Here is a 19,007-nt window from a genome sequence, read left to right as displayed (position 1 = left end):
CCCGGCGTCCGCTGCGCCGCCGCGTCCTAGCGGAGCCAGAGCGTGTACGGCGGGTAGATCGCCGGACCCGCGTACGTGCACTTGTACTCGTTGAAGCCCTCGCGGACGTACTGCTGACCGGCGTCGATGCACTTGCTCTTGGTCGTGTAGCCGCCGTACGACTTCCAGCTGGCCGCCTGCGCGGGGGCGCTCAGGCCGGCGACCGCCGTCACGGCGATCCCGACGCTGGCGACTGCGGTGCGGATCCGCATCTGGTCTCCTTCCGAAGGGGGGACTCGGACTCGCGCCGACGACCGTTCCGGTGCCGGCGGGCAGGCTCGCGCGACCCGCCGGGCGCACCGCCGCGAGGCGTCCCGAAAGGCCTCCCGACCAGGACCGACACACTGAACGATCACGACGCGACGATGATCAGAGTCTCCCGGCCCCCCGGCTCCGACAAGGGCCCCAGGCACTATCGCCATCCCCCGACGGCACTAACCGGCCGCGCCGCGTCACCTCCGGTCGGCGGTTACCGGGCGGCGGCGAGGCCGTCCAGGGCGAGGGCGATGAGGCGGTCGGACGCGGCGGCCGACAGGTTCTCGCGGAGCGCGGCGGCGGCGGTGGTCAGCGCCGTGACGTCCGCACCGGTCGCATCGGGACGGACGGTGCCCGACGCACGCGCCAGCGCGACGAGCCGGTCGCCGATCCCGGCCATCCGCACGCAGGAGTCGTGCAGTTCCGACGCCTCGTCGTCCAGGCCGCCGGCCAGCATCGAGGCCAGGCCGCCGTAGGTGGCGGCATGCTCGGTGACCGCCCGCACCCACGTCGCCAGGGCGGCGGGATCGTTGTCGGCGACGAGCCGGTCGCCGAGCTCGAACAGGGCCTCGTTGCGCTCGCGCAACAGCGCGCCGACCAGCGCGCGGCGCGTCGGGAAGTGGCCGTAGAGGGTGCCGATGGCCACGCCCGCGCCGCGCGCGACGCTCTCCAGGCTCGCGCCGACACCGCGCTCGGCGAAGGCGGTGTCGGCCTCGGCCAGCAGGCGCTCGTAGTTGCGCCGCCCATCGGCCCGCCGTCGGCGGGTGGTGCTCACGCGTCCTCCCCTTGTAAGTCGAGGGTACCTCGATATAAGTTCCCGAGGCAGCCTCAGTTTAGCGTCGCCCCCTGCGGCGCGCCCCCCGGAAGGACGCTCATGATCCTGGTGACCGGAGCCACCGGCTCCATCGGCACGCACCTCGTCCGGTTCCTGCTCGACGACGGCGTCCCGTTCCGGGCGCTCGTCCGGGACCCCGCCCAGGGAGAGGCCCTCGGCTGCGACCACGTCGTGGGCGACTTCGACGACCCCGGCTCGCTCGCCGCCGCCATGCGGGGCGTGGACCGGCTGTTCCTCAACGCCGCCGGCGCCCAGCCGGTGACCGAGGGCGAGCAGCCGATGATCCGCCAGCAGCGGGCCGCCATCGACGCCGCCCGCGCCGCGGGGGTGGCCCGGGTGGTGAAGGTCTCGGTCTGGCATGCCCACCAGGGCGGGCGGCTGGCGGAAGGCGCGCACTGGGAGATCGAGCAGTACCTCAAGGCGTCCGGGCTCGGCTGGACGATCCTCCAGCCGAGCGGCTTCATGCAGAACTTCATCACCGGGGCGGGCACCTTCACCGCCGAGGGCGGGCTCCTCGGTGCGTACGGCGACGCCGGCGTCTCCTACATCGACTGCCAGGACATCGCCGCCTGCGCGGCCGCCCTCCTGTCCGGGACGGCCGGACTCGGCGAGACCTACGTGCTCACCGGCCCCCAGGCGCTCACCCACACCGAGATCGCTCGCGAGATCTCCACCGTACTGGGCCGCTCCGTCGCGCATCTCGAAACGTCACCTGACGAACTGGCCGCGACGCTGCGAGCCCAGGGCCTCCCGGCCGGGTTCGCCGACGACCTCGCCGAACTCTGCCGCGAGGTGGCGGCCGGCTCCCTGGAGGCCACCACGAGCGCGGTGCGCGAACTGACCGGCCGCGAACCGCGCACGTTCGCCCGCTTCCTGGCCGACAACGCCGACGCGCTGCGCGCCAGCCTGCTCACCGCGACCCGCTGAGGCAACGACCCGGGTCGCGAGCGGCCCGTGAACCGGAGCGCGAGCACCAGGCGCACGACCGACCGCAACAAAGGCGCATCCAGCCTGCGGTCGCCGGAGTGGACGGGTTATCGATGCCACTTTCCGCCGCCTGTCACACGTGATCCCGGCCCAGCCCGGCATATGCCGCGTGCGCGACAAATTACCGATATCGCTATTTACCGCCAGAAGGACGTATATCGGCCGGACGCGTTGATCGCCGTCTGCTCGTATGCCACGCTTACCGGTGCTCCCCCCGGCAGGCCGCTCGCGAACCCACCCGCCTTGGGGCGTCGCTGTCCGCCGGTGTCCGCCAAAGGCCCAGCTGGAGAAAGTTACTGTGACCCAACGTCGCGCCGAGGCCGCGCACATGTCCGTGACCGGTCCGAGCCGGTGAGGTGGCGGAAGCGCCGGGCACCGCACGCCGCGTCGTTCCCCACCGGGCAGCCGCACCCCGGCCAGCCTCATGTCGGCCAGCCTCATGTCGGGCAGCCTCATGCCGGGCAGCCGCTCGCGGAACAGGCGCAGATGTGGGCCGCCGCGCCGCCGGCGGGGGCCTGGGCACCGGCGCAGACCGAGCCGCAGGCACCCGCCCAGGTCACACCGCAGGCGGCCGCGCCGGTCATGCCGCAGGCGGCCGCGCCGGTCACGCCGCACGCACCCGTCCAGGTCGCGCAGCAGGCGCCCGTCGCACCGGTGCCCGGCCTCCCCGCACCGCAGGCGCCGGTACCGGGCCCCACCACGAATTCCGTCGCCGCGGGCGATTCTGAGGCGTGGGCCGAACTGTGCGAGCGTTTCTGCCTGCAATTCCTCCTGCTGGCAGAGCGGATGCGTCCGGAATTGGACCTGCTGGAGCGCCAGGAGGAGGACCCCGACCTCCTCGCGGCCCTCTACACGATCGACCACGGCGTGACGCGGATGCGGCGGGCCGCCCGTGACCTGCGGGTGCTCGCCGACCGGGACGGCGAGGCCGTCTCCGGGCCCGACACCTCCCTGCTGGACGTCGTGCGCATGGCCGAGTCGTCCATCGAGCAGTACCAGCAGGTGTCGATCCTGCGCGTGGTCGAGCTCGCGGTGCCCGCGTACGCGGTCGAGGACCTCGCCTCGCTCGTCGCCGCGCTGCTCGACAACGCGACCAGGTACTCGCCGTCGCGGGTCACCGTCAGCGCCCACCTCCTCGACAACGGCTCGGTGATGCTCCGCATCGAGGACTCCGGCATCGGCATGACGGCGCAGCAGCTGGAGAGCCTGAACGCCGCGCTGTCCGGGCCCGTCCCGGCGGTGACCGGCGAGACGGCGCGGCGCACCGGCTTCCCCGTGGTGCACCGGCTGGCGCACCGGCACGGCGTCGGCGTCCGGCTCGCGGCCCGGCCCGCCGGGACCGTCGCGATGGTGACCATCCCGGCCTCCCTGCTCTGCGAGATACAGCAGGACGAGCCCGACGCGGACGGCACCGGCCCGGCGCCCGCCGAGCTGACGCACCTGACCCTGACCCAGCGCACGGAGCCTCCCGCGCGCACGGCGCCGCCCGCAGCCGCCGAGGACGTGGCCGACCTCGGCGGGCTGCCCCGCAGGCAGCGCACGAGCCTGCGTCCGGTCGCCACGGCACCGGCTCCGTCTCCGACGCCGGCCTCCCAGACGGCCGGGACGACCGCGTCCGGCGACGACGGCGCCGGCTCGTTCGCGGCGGATCTGGAGGCTTTCAGCGCCGGGACGAGCGGCGCCGCCGACGGAACCGACGGGCACGACCGGGAAGAAGGACGGCAGTGAGCATCGCCTCCAGCGGACCGCAGGGTCCCCAGGACTTCGGGTGGCTGCTGCGGCAGTTCGCCACCTCCACTCCTGGTGTGACGTTCGCGCTGATCGTGTCCTCGGACGGCCTGGCGCTGGTGCAGTCGGCGCCGCGGCCGTCGGAGTTCGTCGATCCGATGGCCGCGCTGACCAGCGGGATGATCAGCGTGGGCAACAACCTCGCCCGGCACGTCGGGGCGGGCGGCTGCGACCAGATCATGCTGAAGTTCGGCAGCGGCCACCTCCTGTTCATGGGCATCGGCCAGCTCGCCGGCCTCGTCGTCCTGGTCGGCGAGGGCGCCAACCTCGGCGCCGTGGGCCACAACATGACCAAGTTCGTGCACGGTGCCGGGCACGTCCTCACCCCGCAGATGCGCGACGACCTGCGCCGGATGACCGAGGGGGCGCTCGGGTGACCCCCGCCACCAGCGCGGCCGCCGCGCGCCGCGGGACCGGACCGCCCGGTACGGCAGGGAGGAACAGATGACGGCCAACCCCTGGGTGCGGCCCTACGTGCTGACCGGCGGGCGGACCCGCGGCAGGCGCCACCTGCTGGTGCACACGCTGGTGTCGGGCGGCCGGTACGACGCGGCGTTCGCCGGCCGGCTGCTGCCCGAGGCCAGGGCGCTGTACGAGCGGGTGCACACCACCAGCGAGTCGGTCGCCGAGCTGTCCGCCCACTGCGGGGTCTCGCTCGGGGTCACCCGGGTGCTGCTGGCCGACCTGGCCGCCGGCGACCGGATCGTGATCGCCGCCGAGGACTCCTCGCCGTACGACCCGCACGTCCTGGAGAGAGTGATCGATGGTCTACGCGAGCTCGCCTGAACCCGGCGGCGTCCCGCACACCGGCGCGGGGCGCGGCGCCGCGCCGAGGCCGGGCCCGCGCACGTCGGTCAAGCTGGTCGTCGCGGGCGGGTTCGGCGTGGGCAAGACGACGCTGGTGGAGGCGGTGTCGGAGATCCCGCCGGTGAACACCGAGGCGTGGATGACCCAGGCGGCCAGGACCGTCGACGCACTGGAGGAGCCCGGCGCCAAGACCACCACGACCGTCGCGATGGACTTCGGCCGCGTCACCCTCGCGCCCGACCTCGTCCTGTACCTGTTCGGCACGCCCGGGCAGCCGCGGTTCTGGCCCATGTGGGACGACCTGTGCCGCGGTGCCAGCGGCGCCGTCGTCCTGGTCGACACCCGGCGGCTGGAAGCCTCGTTCGCGGCGGTCAACTACTTCGAGAACGACTCCGACGTGCCGTTCATCGTGGCGGTCAACCTGTTCGACGGGCGGCAGACCCACACGCTCGCCCAGGTCAGGCAGGCGCTGGAGCTGGACCCGCGGGTGCCGCTCATCACCTGCGACGCCCGCCACCGCGGCTCGGCCGTGGAGACCTTCACCCGCACGCTCCGCCACACCCTCGACCGCACCGCGAGCCGCGGCCCGCTCGCCGCCCGCTGACCCGCCGCCGGGCACCTGGCGCCCGCCTGAGGAGGACGCTTTGCGAAGGATCCTGATCGTCGGAGCCGGCCAGGCCGGTCTGCAGCTGGCCCTGTGCCTCCAGGCCGCGGGCTACGAGGTGACGGTCATGTCGGCGCGCACACCGGAGGAGATCCGCGCCGGCCGCATCATGTCGACCCAGTGCATATTCTGGCCGCAGCTGGCGATCGAGCGCGACCACGGGCTCAACCTCTGGGAGCACCTCGCGCCGCGGATCGTCGCGCAGCGCGTCACGGTCGCCGCGCCGCCCGGGACCCGCGCCTTCCAGACCCTCGGACGCTGGGACGACGTCGCCCAGTCGGTGGACCAGCGGGTCAAGATGGCCGGCTGGCTGGAGCTGTTCGAGGAGCGCGGCGGCAACGCCGTCTACCACAGCGTGATGACCTCCGACCTGGAGGGCCTCTCCGCCCTCTACGACCTGACGATCATCGCCGCGGGCAAGGGCGAGCTGGTGGAGCTGTTCGACCGGGACGCGGCCAGGTCGCCCTACGACCGTCCGCAGCGGCACCTGTCGTGCATCTACCTGCACGGGATGACGCCGTGGCCCGACCACCCCGAGCCGCACGTCCGCATCACGGCCACGCCCGGCATCGGCGAGCTGTTCTTCATGCCCGGCTACACCCACACCGGCCACTGCGACATCATCCTGTGGGAGGCCGTCCCCGGCGGCCCGCTCGACTGCTGGGACGACCGGCCCGGCCCCGCCGGGCACCTGGCCCGGACGCTGGAGCTCATGCGCCAGTACGCGCCGTGGGAGTACGAGCGGACCGTCGCCGCCGAACCCACCGACGCCCGCTGCACCCTGTACGGCGGCTACCCGCCGATCGTCCGCCACCCGGTCGGGAGGCTGTCGCCGTCCGCGCTGGTGCTGGGCATGGGCGACGTGGTCGTCGCCAACGACCCCGTGACCGGCCAGGGCGCCAACAACGCCACGCGCTGCGCCGAGATCTACCTCCGGTCGATCCTGGACCGCGGCGACCGGCCGTTCGACGCCGCCTGGATGCAGCAGACCTTCGACGCCTACTGGGACTACGCCAAGTACCCCACCGCCTACACCAACATGATGCTCGGCCCCCTGCCCGAGCACGTCCAGAAGGTCCTGGCCATCGCCGCCGAGAACGACGCGGTCGCCCACCGCTTCGCCCACGGCTACGCCAACCCCCGCGACTTCGACGACTGGCTGATGGACCCGGCCAAAACCGACCAGTACCTGGCAACGGTCACCAACTGACCGGCCCCCGTCTCGCGTCGCTGGCAGTAGGCGTCACGGGCCGGTTGTCAGGGGGAGGGTCGGGTCGGCGGACCATTCGGCCAGGGAGCCGTCGTAGAGGCGGACGTCGGTCCGGCCGAGGAGCGCCAGGGCGAAGACGGGGACGGTGGCCGAGATGCCGCCGCCGCAGTAGGCGACGACCGACGGCTCGGCCAGCAGGTCGCGCAGGCGCGCGGTCAGGGCGGGACGGGGCAGGAAGCGGCCGTCCTGGTCGAGGAGGTCGCGGGCGGGGACGTTGACCGAGCCGGGGATCCGTCCGGGACGGGTGTAGGAGGTCGGCCCTTCGCCGCGGAAGACCTCGGGCGAGAGGGCGTTCACCAGGCATGATCCGCCCGCGGCGACGATCTGTTCGACGTCGGGGCGGCGGGCGAGCAGGTCGGGGCGCGGGTGCGCGGTGAAGTGCGCGGGCGGGTGGACGGCGGTGCCCGGCTCGACGGGCAGTCCCGCCGCCCGCCAGGCGGGCAGGCCGCCGTCCAGGACGCGGACGGCGTCGAAGCCGAAGTAGCGGAGCAGCCACCACAGCCGCGTCGCCCACATCGGGGACTCCTGCGCGTAGACGACGACGGTCGTTCCCGGTCCGATGCCGAGCCGGGACGCCGCGGCGGCGAACCTGGCGGGCGCGGGCAGGGCGAACGGGAGCGGGCCCGGTTCGGCGAGGTCGGTGACAAGGTCGGCGAAGGCCGCGCCTGGGATCGCGGCCTCGCGGTAGGCGGCGAGTCCGCTCTCCGGCACGTACGGGCCGCCGCCGGGCGGCCGGAGCAGGCGGACGGTGGCGTCGAGGACGCGCAGGCCGGGGTCGCCGAGGCGGGCGGCCAGGTCCGCGGGGGTGATGAGGGCGGTCACGGCGTCCACCGGTGGGCGTGCGCCGGGTGGTCGGGGCGGACGCGCGGGCCGCCGCTGATCCGCTCGCGCAGCGTGGTGCCCTCGTAGGCGGGCCAGACGCGTCCGCGGCGGCGCAGTTCGGGGACGACGAGGTCGACGAAGTCGCGGTGGCCCGCCGGGGCGACGGGGTCGGCGAGGTTGAAGCCGTCCACGTCGGCGTCCTCCATCCAGCGTTCCAGGCCGTCAGCGACGGTGGCGGGCGAGCCCACCAGCACGGGTCCTCCCCCGCCGACGCCGACGAACTCGCCGATCGCGCGGGGCGTCCAGGTCCGGGTCGGGTCGAGGGTGGTGAACAGTTCCACCATCCCGCGGATGCCGTCGGTGTCCACGTACTCCAGCGGCTTGTCGGGGTCGAGGACCGACAGGTCGATCTGCATGAGCGCGCTCCAGCGGGCGAGGCTGCCCTCCCAGCTCGCGCAGGCGGCGTAGGAGGCGTACTTGGCGCGGGCGGCCTCGTCGGTCTCGGCGGCCACGACGGTCATGATGGGGAAGAACTTCAGGGAGCGGGGGTCGCGTCCCTGCTCGGCGGCGGACGCCCGCACCCTGTCGACGAGGGAGCGCGCGCCGGCGGGCTCGTACGCCGACAGGAAGACGCCCTCGGCGTGCCGGGCGGCGAACGCGATGCCCGCCGGGGACGTCCCGGCCTGGTAGAGCGTCGGCGTCCGCTGCGCCGACGGCTCCGACAGGGCGATGTCCCGCACCCGGTAGTACTCGCCGTCGTGCAGGACGGGGCGCACCCGCGCCGGGTCGGCGAACACGCCGTCGCGGACGACGGCGTCGTCCCGCCAGCTCCCCTCCCAGAGCTTGTAGACGACCTCCATGAACTCCTCGGCCCGGACGTACCGCTCGTCGTGCGGGAGCTGCCGCTCCAGGCCGAGGTTGCGGGCGGCGCTGTCGAGCGCGGACGTGACGATGTTCCAGCCGATCCGGCCCCGGGTCAGGTGGTCGAGCGTGGTCATCTTCCGGGCGAAGGCGTAGGGCTGCTCGTAGGTGGTCGAGACCGTGACGGCGAACCCGAGGTGCTCGGTGGCGGCCGCCATCGCGCTGATCACCAGGAGCGGGTCGTCGGTCGGGGTCTGCACGCCGTCGCGCAGCGCCGCGTCCACCCTGCCCTGGTAGGTGTCGAGCGGGCCGAGCGCGTCGGCGACGAACAGCGCGTCGAAGCAGCCGCGCTCCAGGATGCGGGCCGTCTCGATCCAGTGGTGCAGTTCCCGGTACTCGTGGGCGCGGCTGTCGGGGTGCCGCCACAGGCCGACGGCGGTGTGCCCCACGGTCGACTGCCGCAGCCCGTGCAGCCGGATGCGCCGGCCCGCTCCTTCATCGCTCACAGCCTCTCCTCCAGCAGGGTGCCGAGCAGCTCGGCCTCGATCTCGACGAACTTCGGATCGGTCACGGTCTCCAACGTCCGTGGGCGGGGCAGGTCCACCAGCACCTCCTTGACGACGGTCGCGGGACGCGGCGAGAACACGTACACCCGGTCGGACAGGAAGATCGCCTCCCGGACGTCGTGGGTGATCAGCAGGACCGTCCAGCGGTACCTCTCCCACACGCCCTCCACCCACTGCTGCATCCGGGTGCGGGTGAGGGCGTCCAGCGCGCCGAACGGCTCGTCCAGCAGCAGGACGTCCCGCTCCTGGACGACGGTGCGCAGCAGCGCGGCCCGCTGGCGCATCCCGCCCGACAGCCGCGCCGGGTAGGACCGCTCGTATCCGGCGAGGCCGAACGTCTCCAGCAGCGGTTCGACCCGGCGGCGGGCCTCGGCGCGGCGCACCCCGGCGATCTCCAGGCCGAGGGTCGCGTTGTCGATGATCCGCCGCCACGGCAGCAGGGCGTCCCGCTGCGGCATGTAGGCGAAGCGGCCGGGACGCTCGGCGAGCGGCCGCCCGTCCAGGAGGACCTGCCCGGACGACGGCGCGAGCGCCCCGGTCAGCACCGAGAACATCGTCGACTTGCCGCTGCCGCTCGGGCCGAGGATCGACACGAACTCGCCCTCGGGCACGTCCAGGGACAGGTCCTTCAGCACGGGCACCCCGTCGAACGACCGGTTGAGCCCGCGGATCTCCACCGAGGTCATGCGTCCCTCCCCGCCCGCGTCCAGGGCGCCAGCAGCCGTTCCGCGGCGAAGGTGAGCGCGAACAGCGCGAGGGTCAGCGCGGCGCTGACGCCGACGGCGGCGAGCACCAGGTCGGTCCGGAAGGAGTTCTTGGCGTTCTGCATGTAGATGCCGAGCCCGGTCGTCGCGCCCGCGTACTCGGCGAAGATCGCCGCGACGACCGCGTAGGTGATCGCGATGCGGAGCCCGGCGAAGAAGAACGGGACGGCGGTCGGGACCCGCAGGATCCGGAAGATCCGCCAGCGGCCGGCGCCCATGCTGCGCAGCAGGGCCTCGCTGTCCGGATCGGCCGCGGCGTAGCCCTCGGTCAGCGCCACGGTGATCGGGAAGAACGTGACGAACGCGACCAGCAGGACCTTGGGCAGCAGGTCGAAGCCGAACCAGAGCACCACCAGCGGGGCGATCGCGATCAGCGGCAGCGTCTGGGTGACGACGAGGACCGGCGTCAGCGCCCGGCGCAGCGCCGCCGAGACGTCGATCAGCACCGACAGCCCGAACCCGACCGCGAGCGACAGCCCGAACCCGGCGAGGGTCGCGCGCAGCGTCGGCAGCGTGTTGGTCCACAGGTCGCCGCGGTGCTCCCACCCCTGCGCCAGGACCCTGCCGGGGCCCGGCAGGACGTCCTCGCCCAGGTTGCCGTGCGCCGAGTAGAACTGCCAGGCCGCGACGATCAGCGCGATGAGCGCCAGCGGCGGCGACCAGCGCCGCACGAGCCCGCCGGGGCTCATGACGTCACCACCACGTCGGCCCGCTCGGCGGTGCGCTCGCGGGCGAGCAGGTCGTCCTCCTGCGCCGCCCACCGGTCCCAGTGCGGGAGGTAGGTGTCGCCGTCGCGGGCGAGGGCCCGGCGGCGCCGGACGTCGTCCGGCGCCTCGACCCAGACCAGCAGGCTCGCGTAGGCGGCGGCGCGGCGGCTGCCCGCGCCGACCCCCTCGACGACCAGCTCCGCCGGCGGGTCGAGCGGCACCGGCCCGGCCCACCGCCCGGCGTGCCAGTCGTAACGCGGGACGAGCGCCCGGCGGCCCGCCGCGATCGGGGCGAGGACCTCGGCGACCAGCCGGTCCACCCCGCCGGCCAGGCCGTCCCAGCCGCCGTACAGGTCCTCCAGGTGCACGACCGGCGCGGCCAGCTCGGCCGCGACGGCCTCGGCGAGCGTCGACTTGCCCGCGCCCGACCGTCCGTCGACCGCGAGGACCCGCGTCGCCCCCGCCCTCGGCTCGGCGGCCCGCAACCGGGCGGCCAGCGCGTCCGCGCTCGCGCCGCTCACGCCGGGCTCCCGTAGACGGCCACCTTGCGCGGACGGATCCGCAGGACGACCCGGTCCGCCTCCTCGGCGGGGACGAGCACCTCGTGCGGGCGGCCCGTGTACGCGCGGGCGAGCCGGTCTATCAGCTCCGCCGCGCCGTCGGCCTCGACCCGGGCGACGCCCTCGATCCGCACGTAGTGCTGCGGCCGGCCGCGCGCGTACAGCAGGACGCCGACGCGCGGCTCGGCGAGCACGTCCCGAACCTGCCTGCGGAACCGCTTGGTCACCATGAGCAGCTCGTCGCCGTCGCGTCCCGCCCACATGACGTACTGGTGGCGCTCGCCGGTGGCCAGCACGGCGAACTCGGGTGCGTCGACGAGCGCCCGGGCGGCCGGCGGCAGCGGCACCGTCCCGTCCGGCCGCGTCACGCCGCCTCCAGGAAGGCGTTGGTCGTGGCGTCCCGCCAGACCGAGGCGTCGGGCAGGATGCCGTTGTCCGCGAGCCACCGGGCGTAGGGGTCGTGGAGCTCCTCGCGCTGGACGCCCCAGCGGTCCTCGTGCAGCCACGTCCCGGAGACGAGTTCGAGCGAGCGCTCCAGGACGGGACGCGGGAAGTACGGGATGTAGTGCTCGAACGCCTCCAGCGCCAGCTCCGGCGAGGCGACGGCGGCGAGGTAGCCGCGGCGGACGGCACCGAGGAACGCCCGGACGAGCTCCGGGTCGTCCTCCAGCGTCCGGTCGGCCGTGCCGAGGAGGTAGCTGTGGTAGCTGGGGGCGCCGATCCGGTCGACGGGCCAGTACAGGCCCGCCGAGCCGAACAGGACGTCCCAGGCCCAGTAGTTGCCGAACGTGGCGTCCGCGGCGCCCGCCTCCAGGTCCTCGACGTGCAGCTCGCGCAGCCCGCTGTCGACGATCGCCACGCCGTCGGGGTCCCCGCCGTCCGCGGCGACCAGGTACCGGACCATCGCGACGCCGCGCGGCGTCGGGTTCAGCGCGATCCGGCGCCCCTCCAGGTCGCGGGGCCGGGCGATCCCCGATGCGGCGTGGGTGCGGACGGTCTCCATCGCGCGGTGGTTGACGGCCGCGATCCCGGTGAGCCGCTCGCCCCCGGCCCGCCGGACGAACAGCCGGTTGGCGGGGAACACCGCGAAGGCGGCCTCGCCCCTGGCCAGGTACTCCAGCGAGTCGCCGCGCGCCGGGTCGGCCGAGGACAGCTCGACGTCGAGTCCCGCGCCGGCGAACCAGCCCTGGCGGGCGGCGACGAACAGGCCCGCGGAGTTCGTCCACGGGTGCAGGTATTCGAGCATCACCCTCACGTGCCGGGTCATGACGCCGCCTTGGGCAGGTACTCGTTGGTGTAGTAGGTGGACCAGTCGGGCCTGGCCGTCAGCTTCTTGCCCGTGCCGTCGACGAGCAGGCCGTTGGCGAAGAGGAAGTCGCCGTAGGCGGTCCAGAGCGCGGCGCTCTGGTAACCGACCTTCCCGTCCGCGTCCTTCAGGTAACCGCCGTCCACGAGGGCCTGCTGGCTCTGGTACACGAGCTGGGGGTTGGGGAAGGCCGTCTTGTTGGCGTCGATGAGGATCCGCGCGGCCTCCTTCGGGTGGTCGGCGGCGTAGAGGTAGCCCTTCTGCACGGCCGACAGGAACCCCTTGGCCCGGGGCCCATTGCCGTTGAGGTACTTGCGGCTGGACGCGAGCAGCGTCGAGTACTGGTCGGGGAAGCCGTAGTCGGTGAGCTTGAAGGTCTTCATCGGCTTACCGACCAGTCTGGCCTGGATGACCTCCCAGGTGCTGACCGAGATCGTGAAGTCGGCCTTGCCGCCGTAGACGGCGTCGTACGCGGCGGTGTTGAGGCTGACGTTCTTGAACGTCCCCGTGCCGCCGTCCCGCTTGATGACGTGCTTGAGCTCCGGGACCTCGTCGGGGGTGCCGAAACCGGCGTAGGTCTTCCCGTCCAGGTCCTTGGGCGAGGCGATGTCGGCGCGGTCGGCGCGGACGCCGATCACGTACGTGCCCTTCTGGTCGGGCGCGAAGACGCCGACGACGTCGTGCCCGCCGGCCCGCGCGTAGGCGACCCCGGCCTGGTAGGAGTAGCCGAAGTCCGCGGTGCCGCGCTCGACGAGCGTCTCCGGGGCCGTCGACGCGTACGGGATGATCTTGAGCTTGACGCCCTCGGCCTTCAGGTAGCCGAGCCTGTCGGCGACGTACAGGCCGGTGTAGTCGGTGTTCGGGGTCCAGCCGAGGGCCACCGACACCTCGGTCAGGGGCTTACCACCGGACGCGGTCTCCTCGCCGTCGCCGGACGAGCCGCAGGCGGCGACGGCGAGGAGGAGCGCGGCCGTCAGCGCGCCGAGCCGCGCGGTTCGCAGGGTCATCTCGATCTCCTTCTGAGCTGGGCATACGCAGGTGAGGCGCCCAGGAGCCCGCATACTATGGTCAAGCAGTAGGAATTGTCGAGTACGCGTGTATACACGCGCATCCACTAGTATCCGGGCCATGATCTACGAGCGCCTGCGCGACGACGTCCTGGCGGGCCGCTTCCCCGCCGGGACTCCGCTCCTGGAGACCGTCCTCGCCGCCTCCTACGGCGTCTCCCGGACGCCGGTGCGCGAGGCGCTCGCCCGGCTGGCGCAGGACGGCCTGCTCAAGCGGGCCGCCCGCGGCTACGAGGTGCGCTCGGGCACGCCGCAGGACGTCCTGGAGATCTACGAGGCGCGCATCGCCCTCGAAGGGCAGGCGGCCTTCGGCGCCGCCGAGCGCCGCACCGACCTCGACCTGGCCCGGCTCCGCCACCTGCACGACGCCGCCGGCGACCCGGCGGCCGCCCGCGAGGCCCACGCCCAGTGGCACGCCGCCCTCTGGCGCGCCGGCCACAACGCGACCATCGAGGCCCTCCTCGAACGCCTGACCGCCCAGCTGCGCATCTACGACCAGACCCCGCACGAGTCGCCCGACGACCTCGCGCTCTCCCACGACGAGCACACCGCGCTGCTGCGCGCCGTCGAGGACCGCGATCCGTCCGCCGCCCAGGAGGCCATGACCGTCCACCTGCGCCGGTCCCGCGACCTGCGCCTGACCCGCTTCGCCGTGGCCCCCTGGCCCTCCGCCGCCGCACAGGCCCGTCCCGAGGACGCGTGAGAGCCGTCCCGAGAGGCGGTCTCCGAAAGCCACGGACGTCGGGTCGGCTCCCAGCGTCTCCTTGCCATCACGGGGACGTCTGCCCTACCTTGCCGTCAATTATCAGTAATCCTTGGTGCAGAATTACTGGTTCGTTCCTATCGTGGAGATGAGTCCGCGTCCGCGGCTTCCGCGGGGCGCGCAGGCCGACGACGAGGAGCGGGGACCCCATGCACAAGGAAGGACCGAGGCTCTCCGACGAGAAGGCGGTGATGGACATGCGCCGCGACCTTGAGGTCCGGCTGGCCGACCTGGAGAGCCGGATCGCGCTGCTCCGGCAGCACAACGACCACAACCAGCGGCACGCGTGCGACCGGGGTCACCAGGTCGACGACCTCCAGGACCGGCTCGACGCCACCGAACGCGTCCAGGTCACGCGGAGCGGCCTCGACCAGCGCTTCCGCCGCGCGATCGCGCTGCTGTCGCTGCTGGCCGCGGCGGCCTCCGCGGTCGCCGCGCTGCTCGCCGTCCTGCTGAGCCGCTGAACGCCGGCGCGGAGGCGCCCGTTCCGGCCGGCGATGACCGCATGTGGCTAGCCCGTCGCCGGGTGCCGTTCGGAGAAGTCCTGGTGGGGGCTGGAACGGTCCGCCCAGCATCGCGGAGGCGTGGCGGCGCTCGCCCGAACAACCCTTGACGCCCGGTCGGGGCGGGGAGACTCTTCGCAGGTTCCGGGTGGCCGCGGCCCGGGATCCCGCGAGACGCCGCGGCGGTCACGCCACAGGGACGGGCCGTCGCGCTCGCCGGTCGATCCCTCGACGAAAGCGCGGCGCAGGGGAGATCCCGTGGAGCCCAGGCGAAGCTGGACGGAGTCCGGACGTCGAAGCGAGCCGACCGCGGAGGTGATGCACCGTATCCGGCGGGTTCGGGCGCGGGGCGGCTCGGGTGGAGCCCTCGGAACGGGGGTGCGGGCCCGGCTGGAGGACGCCCTGAACGCCGACCTCGGCGCGCTCCGCGTGCACCGGAACGAGGACTCCGACCGCCTCTGCGAGCTGTACGGGACCGACGCCCTGGCCAGCGGCGCGGACATCTTCCTGCGCCACGACGCCCCCGCCGCGGACACCGCGCCGGGGCTGTGGCTGCTCACGCACGAGGCCGCCCACACCGTCCAGCAGAGCACCGGCCTCCGGGAAGGCGGACTCGCGCAAGCCATCGCGGAACGCTCCGCCGATGCCGCCGCCGCGACCGTCCTGGCGGGGACGTCCCGGGCGGTGGGGAACCGCGTCGTGGTCCGGCGTCCGGGGCCGGGCGACCCCGTCATGGTGCAGTGCCACGCGTCCTGGGAGCACCGGCTGCTGGGCGACGCGGCCACCGGCGACCTCGACGCCATCGCGCGCGGCGCCCCCGAGCGGCTGGACATCCTGAAGAAGCTCCGCGACTACCTCAAGCTCTGGGTGGACGGGCCGGACGGGATCACCACCGACGTGATCCACAAGTACTACCCGTACATCCAGACGTTCCCGCTGCCCACCGACAACGGCACGCTGCTCGCCACCTACGGCGAGCTCAACACCCTGCCGGACTACATGGCGAACCCCGCGGTGCAGGAGGCGCAGCCGGAGGCGCTGCTGCTGAAGATCCTCCAGGCGGTGCGGCAGGAGGGCTACAACCGGGTCGACGGGCTGCTCGGCGGCAAGCACCCGCTGGACTTCAAGGACGCCGTCGCCATCAACACCGGCTGGTCGTTCATCGACCTGCTCACCGAGACCTACCAGCTGAACGACCTCACCTGGGACATCGGCCCCGAGCACACCAACCACTACACGGCGCTGGTGGCCCGCAACGCCTGCCACTTCGCCCCGTTCTCCTGGTACCGGTGGCGCCAGGCCTACGACAGGGCGGTCGAGCTCGCCAGGCTCTCGCACGCGGCCCGCGACGAGAAGCAGAAGATGTACTACGCCTACCAGGCGTGGATCCACCACGGCTACGCCGACCACTTCCTCCAGGACTCCTTCGCCGCCGGCCACCTCATCAACAAGAACCTCGTCATGCAGTGGTTCGTGGAGTGGGCCGAGAACCAGCCGCTGATCCCGGTCTACGACTGGCCGCGGGTCAGGAACATGGTCACCGCCGAGCAGCCCGGCCTCGCCGCGCGCGCCCTCTACAACCGCAAGGATCCCGGGACGGTCCGCGACCCCCAGACGGCCGAGGAGCAGCCCGAGCAGTGGGACCGCATGCAGGTGTCGGGCGTCCGGGAGACCAAGACGCTCACCCAGGGCGAGGCGTACCAGTGCTATCTGGCCTTCCTCAACTCCACGGTGGTCCAGTCCGCCTCCGGGGTGCTGCACGACCACTTCAACGCCGCATCCCTGCGCGTCGCCTCGCTCGCCGACAGCACCGCGTACCAGATCTGGGGCGACGACACGATGCTCAACGGCGGCGACGGCGTGCGCATCGCCAGCGAGACGGCGCACATGTCGCAGCGCTCGCTCCGGGACTACATCCTGACCGGGGACAGCGCCGTCAGCCCCGAGGACATCGCCCAGCACTTCCCGGCCTGGGTCGAGGACAAGGGATCGCTGGTCGGGCTCGAAGAGTGGAACGACCGGCAGCGGAACCTCGCGGTCAGCCTGTTCCCGTCCGTCCACTACTACCTGCTGCGCCTCTACCCGGAGGTGAAGTACGTCTCGGTCGACTGGAACAAGCCGTACCAGCCCGGCTGGCGCCCCTGGTCGGAGGCCGGCCGGACGCCCGCGCCCGCGATCCAGCCCGGCGCGGCGATCACCGCCCTGTGGCGGGCGCGGCGCGAACGCCTCGACCTGTTCACCACCGCCCCGAGCGGCGCCGTCCTGACCTGCTCCTGGGACGAGGAGTCCGACTGGACGCCATGGGAGACGGTGGGGACCACGACCGTGTTCCCCGGCGCCACGGTCAGCGCGGTGTGGCGCGGCGACCGCGGCGACCACCTCGACCTGTTCGCCACGGCCGAGAACGGGGCCGTGCTCAGCACATACTGGGAGCCCGGCATCGGCTGGCAGCCCTGGTTCACAGTGCAGGACTTCACCAAGGCGTTCCCCGGCGCCACGGTCACCGCGGTCTGGCGGGAGGGCGGGGACACCCACCTGGACCTGTTCACCACCGCGATCGACGGCGCCGTCGCGTCCACCTACTGGGACATCGAGAGCGGCTGGACGCCGTGGTTCGTCGTGAACAACGGCCTCGTGACCCCGGGCGCCCCGATCACGGCGCTGTGGCGCCGCCCCGAGCACCTGGACCTGTTCGCCTCCGTCTACGACGGATCCGTGCTCAGCACCTACTGGGAACCCGGCGTGGGCTGGCAGCCCTGGTTCGTCGTCGGCAAGCAGCCCGGCGTCGCCGTCCCGGGCGCCGCGGTCGCCGGGGTGTGGCGCACCGACGAGCAGCTCGACCTGCTCACCGTCGGCAAGGACGCCACACGCCCCAACGGGACGGTGCGGTCCGCCACCTGGCAGGCGGGAACCGGCTGGCAGCCCTGGTACGCCGTCCAGCCCGACACGGGCCGCGCCTACCTGGGCCGCAACGCGACGGTCACGGCTGTCCGGTCGGGCGGCAACGACTTCACCGACGCGTTCGTCCTCTCGCCGGACGGCATCGTCCAGGCGACCTATCGCGGCACGAAGACCGACTGGGTCCCCTGGTACGGCATCCATCCGGAGACCAAGATGCACCCGGGCGCGGCCATCACCGCCCTGTGGCGCGACGCCGACCGCCTCGACCTGTTCGTCAGCGCCCCCGACGGGACGGTCCTGACCACCCGCTGGGCACCCCCGATGCCCTCGGGAACCGGACACCTCGGCATCCCGCTCTGACCCACCCTCGCGGCGCCGGCCGGCCGCATCCCCGGCCGCCGCCGCTCCCGGGACGTCACCGCGCGGGACGGCGTCCTCAACGTGCGCGGCTTCGCCGACGTGCGCGGCTTCGCCGACGAGACCGCCCGGCAGATCGCCGTTATCCTGGCGCGGACGGTCGCGGGCGCCGTCCGCGTCCAGGTGCACGCGTCCGCTGAAGAGTCCTGACCCGCGCGCGGCGCCGGGCCACTGCCGACGCGCTACGAGGCGGCCGTCGAAAGAGGGAGCCGTGCAGCAGGAACGGGATCTGGGCGTCGACGGCGAAGCGATCAACCCGACCACGCGAGCCGGCCGCTGGATCAACCTGGGCTTCCTGGCGTTTCTGACCCTGGCCTTCGGCGCCGGCGCGGCCGGAGGCACCGCCCAGGGGAAGGCGGCCGCCCTGCCGTGGTGGCCGGTCTCCTTCGTGCTCGCCGTCGTCTGGTTCCACTGCTGGCGGTACTACCTGCGCCAGCGGGCCCGGCTGCACGGCACCGTCCTGACGGTCACCGACCTGACGGGGACGCGACGCTGCGATCTGGCGAGGGCCAGGGACATGACGCTGCGGGGAGCGGTGTTCGGTCTCGGCGGCTCGGTGCGGGATCAGGCGGTGCCGGTGCTGTTCGCCCGGGACCCGGACGAGAAACGCCCGGTACGGCTGGCGTTGCGCAACCGGCACGGCGGCCCGATGACTGCGGACGACCTGCGATCGCTCGCGGACGCCATCGAGGGCAGGCCCCGGACCCTCGCCGACGATCCCCAGGCGATCAGCGTGCTCCGTGAACTGCGCGGCGGGGACGGCTCCTGGACGAACCACCCGGACTGGTCGCACAGGAAGCACGGCTGACGCACCGGTTGACGCCCCGGCGCCGGTGGGCGGTCTCGGTCGCCGAGACCGCCCACCGCTCCGTCGGAGGGTCACTCGGTGGGGGCCAGGACGACGACCTTGCCCGTGAGGGTGCCCGCGGCGGCTCGCGCGTGGACCGATTGCAGGTCGGCCAGTGGGACGCGTTCGGTGACCTCGACGGTCAGTTCGCCGCGGTCGACGCGGGCGATGAGTTGTGAGAGCTGGTCGGTGTCGCTGCGGACGAAGATGTTGATGCCGCGTACGTTGCGGTCGGGGTCGGTGGGGGCGGGCATCCAGACGGTGGTGCTGACCACGAC

At 73.2% G+C, this 19,007-nt stretch carries 22 protein-coding genes; 11 read left to right on the top strand and 11 right to left on the bottom strand.

Annotated features, from left to right (window positions below; all coding sequences use genetic code 11):
* Positions 1–26: 26 nt before the first annotated feature.
* Together E1300_RS29030 and E1300_RS29025 are read right to left on the bottom strand one after the other, a co-directional pair.
* Positions 27–251 carry a hypothetical protein gene (locus tag E1300_RS29030; protein ID WP_131760272.1) on the bottom strand — a complete coding sequence of 75 codons (225 nt, stop codon included), beginning with the start codon at positions 249–251 and terminating at the stop codon, positions 27–29.
* Positions 252–508: 257 nt separating this feature from the next.
* Entirely contained in the window at positions 509–1,069 is a 561-nt protein-coding gene (locus E1300_RS29025) for a TetR/AcrR family transcriptional regulator (protein ID WP_131760271.1), read from the bottom strand.
* Positions 1,070–1,168: 99 nt separating this feature from the next.
* Here E1300_RS29025 and E1300_RS29020 point away from each other — a divergent pair, with 99 nt between their 5' ends.
* The 6 genes from E1300_RS29020 (at position 1,169) to E1300_RS28995 (ending at position 6,585) form a co-directional block, all read left to right on the top strand.
* Complete coding sequence (locus tag E1300_RS29020; protein ID WP_131760270.1) at positions 1,169–2,056, top strand: NmrA family NAD(P)-binding protein; 888 nt, start codon at positions 1,169–1,171, stop codon at positions 2,054–2,056.
* A 411-nt stretch (positions 2,057–2,467) separates the two neighbouring features.
* Entirely contained in the window at positions 2,468–3,844 is a 1,377-nt protein-coding gene (locus tag E1300_RS29015) for a sensor histidine kinase (RefSeq protein WP_131760269.1), read from the top strand.
* Positions 3,841–4,281, top strand: coding sequence for a roadblock/LC7 domain-containing protein (locus E1300_RS29010; RefSeq protein ID WP_207400016.1), 441 nt, complete (start codon positions 3,841–3,843; stop codon positions 4,279–4,281). Before E1300_RS29015 ends, E1300_RS29010 begins: the two co-directional genes overlap by 4 nt.
* Before the next feature lie 67 nt (positions 4,282–4,348).
* Positions 4,349–4,690, top strand: coding sequence for a DUF742 domain-containing protein (locus tag E1300_RS29005; protein WP_131760268.1), 342 nt, complete (start codon positions 4,349–4,351; stop codon positions 4,688–4,690).
* Entirely contained in the window at positions 4,668–5,315 is a 648-nt protein-coding gene (locus E1300_RS29000; RefSeq protein WP_131760267.1) for a GTP-binding protein, read from the top strand. The genes E1300_RS29005 and E1300_RS29000 overlap by 23 nt, the downstream gene beginning before the upstream one ends.
* A gap of 40 nt (positions 5,316–5,355) precedes the next feature.
* Positions 5,356–6,585, top strand: a complete 1,230-nt coding sequence (locus E1300_RS28995) for a styrene monooxygenase/indole monooxygenase family protein (RefSeq protein WP_131760266.1) — start codon at positions 5,356–5,358, stop codon at positions 6,583–6,585.
* Positions 6,586–6,618: 33 nt separating this feature from the next.
* Here the strand turns inward: E1300_RS28995 and E1300_RS28990 are convergent, their stop codons facing one another.
* From E1300_RS28990 to E1300_RS28955, 8 genes are read right to left on the bottom strand one after another with little or no spacing between them, the layout of a single operon-like run.
* Complete coding sequence (locus E1300_RS28990) at positions 6,619–7,467, bottom strand: sulfurtransferase (protein ID WP_207400015.1); 849 nt, start codon at positions 7,465–7,467, stop codon at positions 6,619–6,621.
* Positions 7,464–8,834 (bottom strand): LLM class flavin-dependent oxidoreductase, encoded by a 1,371-nt coding sequence (locus E1300_RS28985; RefSeq protein WP_131760264.1) that lies wholly within the window; start codon positions 8,832–8,834, stop codon positions 7,464–7,466. Before E1300_RS28985 ends, E1300_RS28990 begins: the two co-directional genes overlap by 4 nt.
* Positions 8,831–9,580 carry an ABC transporter ATP-binding protein gene (locus tag E1300_RS28980; RefSeq protein ID WP_131760263.1) on the bottom strand — a complete coding sequence of 250 codons (750 nt, stop codon included), beginning with the start codon at positions 9,578–9,580 and terminating at the stop codon, positions 8,831–8,833. Before E1300_RS28980 ends, E1300_RS28985 begins: the two co-directional genes overlap by 4 nt.
* Positions 9,577–10,347, bottom strand: a complete 771-nt coding sequence (locus E1300_RS28975; RefSeq protein ID WP_131760262.1) for an ABC transporter permease — start codon at positions 10,345–10,347, stop codon at positions 9,577–9,579. The genes E1300_RS28980 and E1300_RS28975 overlap by 4 nt, the downstream gene beginning before the upstream one ends.
* Entirely contained in the window at positions 10,344–10,886 is a 543-nt protein-coding gene (locus E1300_RS28970; protein WP_131760261.1) for a nucleoside/nucleotide kinase family protein, read from the bottom strand. The genes E1300_RS28975 and E1300_RS28970 overlap by 4 nt, the downstream gene beginning before the upstream one ends.
* On the bottom strand, positions 10,883–11,293 hold the full coding sequence (locus E1300_RS28965) for a pyridoxamine 5'-phosphate oxidase family protein (protein ID WP_165503044.1): 411 nt from the start codon (positions 11,291–11,293) through the stop codon (positions 10,883–10,885). Before E1300_RS28965 ends, E1300_RS28970 begins: the two co-directional genes overlap by 4 nt.
* Entirely contained in the window at positions 11,290–12,192 is a 903-nt protein-coding gene (locus E1300_RS28960; protein ID WP_207400014.1) for an ABC transporter substrate-binding protein, read from the bottom strand. Before E1300_RS28960 ends, E1300_RS28965 begins: the two co-directional genes overlap by 4 nt.
* On the bottom strand, positions 12,189–13,238 hold the full coding sequence (locus E1300_RS28955) for an ABC transporter substrate-binding protein (RefSeq protein ID WP_131760259.1): 1,050 nt from the start codon (positions 13,236–13,238) through the stop codon (positions 12,189–12,191). The genes E1300_RS28960 and E1300_RS28955 overlap by 4 nt, the downstream gene beginning before the upstream one ends.
* Before the next feature lie 121 nt (positions 13,239–13,359).
* On the opposite strand from E1300_RS28955, the gene E1300_RS28950 reads away from it, so the two are divergent.
* The 5 genes from E1300_RS28950 (at position 13,360) to E1300_RS28935 (ending at position 18,690) form a co-directional block, all read left to right on the top strand.
* Positions 13,360–14,001, top strand: coding sequence for a GntR family transcriptional regulator (locus E1300_RS28950; protein WP_207400013.1), 642 nt, complete (start codon positions 13,360–13,362; stop codon positions 13,999–14,001).
* 209 nt (positions 14,002–14,210) lie between these two features.
* A complete protein-coding gene (locus tag E1300_RS28945) occupies positions 14,211–14,525 on the top strand; it encodes a hypothetical protein (RefSeq protein WP_131760257.1) in 315 nt (104 codons plus the stop codon).
* 417 nt (positions 14,526–14,942) lie between these two features.
* Entirely contained in the window at positions 14,943–17,825 is a 2,883-nt protein-coding gene (locus E1300_RS28940) for an eCIS core domain-containing protein (protein WP_165503043.1), read from the top strand.
* 81 nt (positions 17,826–17,906) lie between these two features.
* Positions 17,907–18,032, top strand: coding sequence for a hypothetical protein (locus E1300_RS53545; protein WP_278045397.1), 126 nt, complete (start codon positions 17,907–17,909; stop codon positions 18,030–18,032).
* A 61-nt stretch (positions 18,033–18,093) separates the two neighbouring features.
* Positions 18,094–18,690 carry a hypothetical protein gene (locus tag E1300_RS28935; RefSeq protein WP_131760255.1) on the top strand — a complete coding sequence of 199 codons (597 nt, stop codon included), beginning with the start codon at positions 18,094–18,096 and terminating at the stop codon, positions 18,688–18,690.
* Between the two features lie 71 nt (positions 18,691–18,761).
* Here E1300_RS28935 and E1300_RS28930 read toward each other — a convergent pair.
* A partial coding sequence (locus E1300_RS28930) for a zinc-binding dehydrogenase (RefSeq protein WP_165503042.1) occupies positions 18,762–19,007 on the bottom strand: 246 nt, incomplete at its 5' end.

Origin of the sequence: Actinomadura fibrosa (assembly GCF_900659615.1) — a bacterium.
Taxonomy (GTDB): Bacteria; Actinomycetota; Actinomycetes; order Streptosporangiales; family Streptosporangiaceae; genus Spirillospora; species Spirillospora fibrosa.
Note: the sequence above shows the minus strand (reverse complement) of the source record. Positions and strands in the feature narration are given on the sequence as shown.

Coding starts and splice junctions, on each gene's coding strand:
- E1300_RS28975 (WP_131760262.1), bottom strand. CDS start 10,347: ATGAGCCCCGGCGGGCTCGTGCGGCGCTGGTCGCCGCCGCTGGCGCTC.
- E1300_RS29005 (WP_131760268.1), top strand. CDS start 4,349: ATGACGGCCAACCCCTGGGTGCGGCCCTACGTGCTGACCGGCGGGCGG.
- E1300_RS29030 (WP_131760272.1), bottom strand. CDS start 251: ATGCGGATCCGCACCGCAGTCGCCAGCGTCGGGATCGCCGTGACGGCG.
- E1300_RS28980 (WP_131760263.1), bottom strand. CDS start 9,580: ATGACCTCGGTGGAGATCCGCGGGCTCAACCGGTCGTTCGACGGGGTG.
- E1300_RS29000 (WP_131760267.1), top strand. CDS start 4,668: ATGGTCTACGCGAGCTCGCCTGAACCCGGCGGCGTCCCGCACACCGGC.
- E1300_RS28945 (WP_131760257.1), top strand. CDS start 14,211: ATGCACAAGGAAGGACCGAGGCTCTCCGACGAGAAGGCGGTGATGGAC.
- E1300_RS28950 (WP_207400013.1), top strand. CDS start 13,360: ATGATCTACGAGCGCCTGCGCGACGACGTCCTGGCGGGCCGCTTCCCC.
- E1300_RS29020 (WP_131760270.1), top strand. CDS start 1,169: ATGATCCTGGTGACCGGAGCCACCGGCTCCATCGGCACGCACCTCGTC.
- E1300_RS28960 (WP_207400014.1), bottom strand. CDS start 12,192: ATGACCCGGCACGTGAGGGTGATGCTCGAATACCTGCACCCGTGGACG.
- E1300_RS28955 (WP_131760259.1), bottom strand. CDS start 13,238: ATGACCCTGCGAACCGCGCGGCTCGGCGCGCTGACGGCCGCGCTCCTC.